This window comes from Paenibacillus maysiensis, from assembly GCF_000520815.1.
GTDB lineage: Bacteria > Bacillota > Bacilli > Paenibacillales > Paenibacillaceae > Paenibacillus > Paenibacillus maysiensis.
This window is the reverse complement of the sequence record NZ_ASRY01000068.1, coordinates 1-4,845: the sequence shown is the minus strand read 5'-3', so window position 1 is coordinate 4,845 and position 4,845 is coordinate 1. Positions and strand designations below refer to the sequence as shown.

The window sequence follows — 4,845 nt, the reverse complement described above, 5'->3', positions numbered from 1 at the left end:
CTATACGGCGTTACCCATCCAATAGAGCGAAGAGCCTAAAAATGTTGCATGTTCAAGCCCTCTTAATATGGAGGGCTTTTGTTTTTATAAGTTGAGATAAGTATTAGACTGCACTCAAATAGAATAAACGGCAGCTATGGACGAGAAAATAAAATCCTAGACTGCCGATGTTCTATTGAACTATCGTGTCCCTTTAGTTCAATCTCTTCCCTTTTCATAAAAGTTGTTATGCAAAGCTTTCTGCCGTTTAAATCATGTCTTACACCAAGTCACTTTGTAAAATTCTAATCCCCACCGAGTTCAATCGTTTTCGTGGCGACACGGTCATGAAATTCCCGATCATGCTCCACGAATACAATGGTCGGCGTGTACTCAAGCAGCAGCTCCTCAATTTGCATCCGGGAAATCACATCGACAAAGTTAAGCGGTTCGTCCCAAATATGCAGATGAGCCTCCTCACATAGGCTTCTCGCGATCAGAACCTTCTTCTTCTGCCCGCCGCTAAACGCCGATATATCCTTCTCAAACTGGATGCGGGCGAAATCTAGCTTACGCAACACGGCCTTAAATAAGCTTTCGTCAATTCTGTGCTCTGCTGCATAATCGGAAAGCGTTCCTCGCAGATGAGAAGTATTCTGGGATACATAGGAAACGCGAAGCTGCGGCTCCCGCTGAAACGTTCCTGTATAGTGTAGCTCCTCAGCGTTGAGCAGGCGGAGCAAGCTAGACTTACCTGAACCATTTGGACCTGAAATTGCAATCCGATCTCCTGGTTCGATCGTCAGACAAACGTTCTTGCAAACCGCTCTTTCCCCGTAGTAAATCGTGACGTGATCCAGCATAGCCAGTTCCGATTTGGGATACACGAGCTGAGAGATCGCAAGGCTTTCTGACTGTTCGATATTTCGGAGCAGTTTCGATTTTTCCTCTAAAGCGGCGTGTTGCCGCTGTTCGATGGATTTCGAGCGTTTCATCATTTTTGCTGCCTTATGCCCGACGTAACCCTTGTCAAGCTTGGAGCCGGAATTTCGTGTGCCGTTTTTCGATTTTTCGGTCTCGAAAGACCAGCCGCTAGTACGTTTAGCAGAAGCTGATAAACGCTGTATGTCTTTGTACAGCTTTTCGTTTTGTGCCATTTCGAACGTATCCTGGCGAGTTTTATTCGTCCACCAGCTGGAAAAGTTGCCTTTTTGGATTTCGATATTCGTTTTGTTGATCGATAGAATATGATCCACGCAGCGGTCGAGAAAAGCCCGGTCGTGTGAAACAAGAATAAAACCGCGCTTCGTATTCAGATAATCGGCGACAAGCTTGCGTGCGTGCAAGTCGAGATGATTGGTCGGCTCGTCGATGAGCAGAAATCGATTGTCTTGGATGAATAGCACGGCCAGCAATACCTTCGTCTGTTCTCCTTGGGACAGCGATTCGAATGGCCGGTACAACACGTCTTCTGAAACCTTAAGCAGGTTCAGTTCGCGCATCAACTTCCAGCTCTCATAGCTTGGCACGATCTCTTCGACGACGTCTAAGGTCAAATACTCCGGGTGTTCGACGGGAAACGGAAAATAATCAAAGGCGATTGGTGTGGAGATCGTACCGCTGTATTCGTACTTCCCCTGCAGCAGGTTTAAGAACGTCGTTTTCCCCCGACCGTTTCGTCCCGTAAAGCCCAGCTTCCAGTCTGTATCAATTTGAAAATGAACATTTTCGAATATGGGGTCATAGCTGCCTGGATAGGAGAAAGTAAGATTGGTTACCTGAATGGCGGGCATGGTAATCATCCTTTCGTTTGGAAATAAAAAAGAGCCGCAAGAAAGGTGCTATCTTGCGGCTCTAATCCATACGAGGAAATACGACCCCATTCCAAGGGGCCGTATGACTGTCCGGAGAGGGAGCGCAAACGAAACGCAGACCTTTCTTGCAGAGATGAAATAAAACGACCACAGCCGATCGCTGAGTCCGTTCTTTTCGTGATCTCAAAGCAAGAAAGTTCTACATGTATCCGTTCAACTCCCATCATCAAATTACATTCAGTTTATCACAATAGTAATTTAACTACAACCTGCGTAGTCCCGTTTAGGCTGAAGCCTTGCGTAGGTCGACATGCTCCTTAGATTGATTACTGTTATTCAACTATCCTGCTCGTTCGTATTAGGTTAATAACATATGGGTTTTTAAAATCCGTGGGCGTTATAGCAACAGAAACAATTTAATTTCCAAGAGCGAGGTCTAACTCCACCGTCTTTAGACGGTATCCGCTTTTAGCCTTAAGGGAACTGGAAATACTTTCACTAAAGAGGTGAGAGTATGGAAGGATACGAAAAGAACAGCTATGCGGTGTATGAAATCAAGTATCATGTGATCTGGGTGACGAAATATCGGTATAAGATATTGAAAGGAGCGCTGGCGGTAAGAACACGGGAACTGATCGGGCAAGGATGCGAAGCGAGAGGAATAGGAATCTTGCAGGGAAGTGTGGGGAGGAACATATTCATCTGTTGTTATCGTGCCCACCGAGCCTGGCGCCAAGTAAAATTGTGCAATATCTAAAGGGAAGATCGTCGCGATTGTTACAGGATGAATTCCCGGAGTTGAAAAAGAAATACTGGGGATAGCATTTATGGGCACGAGGCTATTTTTGTGCGACCGTGGGAAATGTGACGGAGGAAATGATCAGGAACTACATTGCGAATCAGTTTAGTGAAGAAAAGAGCGAAACGTTTAAAATAGAGGACGAGTTTTAGTCGCAGTTTCAATACGCTTAAGCGTATGGACTTTCAGAAGAACTTAAGTCTTCGGTAACGACTTTAGTCATCGACATTCATGTCAAAATCCACCTGCTTTGAGCAGGTGGTCGTTTAAGAGGTCAGAAGTGGCCTGAAATAAACAAGGATAGTATGCTACTTGCAGGCGACGATATAGGCGTTCTTGCCAAGCCTAAAATTAAGATGCTCAAAAAACGTAAAGGTTAACTAAAAAGTAGTGGACACTAGTTGAAGGCAAACCCAAAAGGCTCTGCTAGACAACTAGCGAGTCTTTTTTTGTCGTTGGAGGTATTATTACTCCAATCACTGAATGCTAACCTGGGGTGATTAGCATGAACCATACATATAAAGTATTAACGTCAGATATGGAACTGTGGGGGAGTGCCAGCGTCGCTGTCACCAGATGCAAACACATGTAAAATATAGTAAATATAATTGGGTTGACAGCACATTTGGACAGCAGTATGCTTGCTAAGGAAATATGGATGTCCTTGTTAGGTGAGGCTCCTATACGAACATAAGCCACTGCCCGGAAACATCGAAAGATGCCAATGGGTATAACAGGAATTGCCGGATTAAGGCTCTTCTTAATGTGGCTAAAGAACTTTGGTTCTTTTACGTCGTATAGTGCTAAAGCTCGACTTGGGGGAATCGGATATTTGCATGCTTTATCTTGCATGCAGAACGACGCCCCTTCAGTTGAGCTGAGGGGCGTTTTTTTCAATGTGTTATGTATTGGCAGTGATATGGTTCCAGTGTGAATCAGTAAAATATGGAGCCTACAACATGATAATGGGAGAGGGGTTGAACCATTCTATGAGTAGTCGAAGTTCGTCTGAACCGGATCCAGAACCAGTGAGTCTATTGGCAGTCGGGTTAAAACTAGGTACCGTAATTGAGTATGGTTGCAACTCCTCTCCTACGGAGTAGTATTGGGCCTGACTGCCTTAAAACAAGGAGGTAGTCGACATGTCAAAAATGAATTTTTTTCAAAAAAAGCAGCAAAATAAAAGTGCTGCTCATATTCAAGGCTTTGATATTGAATTGAATCAGGAAAATACTCGTCGTATTGATCGGCTAGTCGATAGTTACGAAAATAGCATTCTTTCTCATTTAGATGAAGCGTACCAAAGAAAGACAAGCTGGTCAGATCGTCTTGCGGATCGGATTGCATCATTCGGCGGTAGCTGGAGATTTATTACTTATTTCGCTATCTTTCTGACCATCTGGATACTCTTGAACAGCTTGCCGTTTACTCGCTTTCATTTCGATGAACCTCCATTTATCTTGTTGAACTTGTGTTTGTCCTTTATCGCAGCATTCCAGGCTCCGGTCATTATGATGAGTCAGAACCGCCAAACTGCAAGGGATAAGCATGAATCGATCATTGACTTCGCGATCAACTACAAAGCCGAACAAGAGATTGACGATATGCAGAGCCACCTTCATCGGATCGAAGGCGAACTGATTGAGATTAAAAAACTCTTACTTGTTCTAAAACAACCGAATGAAGAACACAAATGACTCTTTGGATTATATGAAGGCCCCGTAGAAAAGTTTTCACCTGAATTCGATTTAGATTAACGGTAAATGTTTTGAGCGGAGTCAGTATCAGTTCAGGGTGGATGTGCAAAAGGACTCTACTGGTTATATACGAGTAGAGCCCTTTTGGTTTATTCCTGACCACTTCTCGTAAAAACTTTTCCAATCAACACATATATGATTAATGCAATAATCACAGCAAGACCATAGTTGATAATAAACTTAATAAGATTTTCTAATGTGAAAAATCCAGTTCCTGTGTTGTATTGAAAAAATTCTAACCTTCCGTAAGTAAGATTCCCGATGATGTTACCGATGAGCAGCGCGATGATAAATCTCCAAATGTTTATAGGTTGTGCCACAATAAGGTTAATGGTGTAGATACTGATACTATAAAAAAGCTCTGCTAACCTTAATTGGTCGGTGGGGATTTATTCTATTATGAAGAGTTTGAATGTAGAGTAGATGTAAGAAGGACTCCACTGGAAAATAGCCGGTTTGAAGTTCTTTTTCATTTGGCGATAGAAACTATGTAACA

The 4,845-nt window shown here is 43.3% G+C and carries 2 protein-coding genes, 1 pseudogene and 1 riboswitch; of the genes and pseudogenes, 2 read left to right on the top strand and 1 reads right to left on the bottom strand.

Annotated elements, in window-relative coordinates; all coding sequences use genetic code 11:
* Positions 1-284: 284 nt before the first annotated feature.
* Entirely contained in the window at positions 285-1,772 is a 1,488-nt protein-coding gene (gene abc-f, locus L696_RS0104210; protein ID WP_025682523.1) for a ribosomal protection-like ABC-F family protein, read from the bottom strand.
* A gap of 535 nt (positions 1,773-2,307) precedes the next feature.
* On the opposite strand from abc-f, the pseudogene tnpA reads away from it, so the two are divergent.
* Together tnpA and L696_RS0104190 are read left to right on the top strand one after the other, a co-directional pair.
* Positions 2,308-2,744, top strand: a pseudogene (gene tnpA / locus L696_RS0104200) (IS200/IS605 family transposase).
* 504 nt (positions 2,745-3,248) lie between these two features.
* Positions 3,249-3,421: riboswitch (M-box (ykoK) riboswitch) on the top strand.
* Positions 3,422-3,734: 313 nt separating this feature from the next.
* Positions 3,735-4,289 (top strand): DUF1003 domain-containing protein, encoded by a 555-nt coding sequence (locus L696_RS0104190; RefSeq protein WP_025682521.1) that lies wholly within the window; start codon positions 3,735-3,737, stop codon positions 4,287-4,289.
* Positions 4,290-4,845 lie beyond the last annotated feature (556 nt).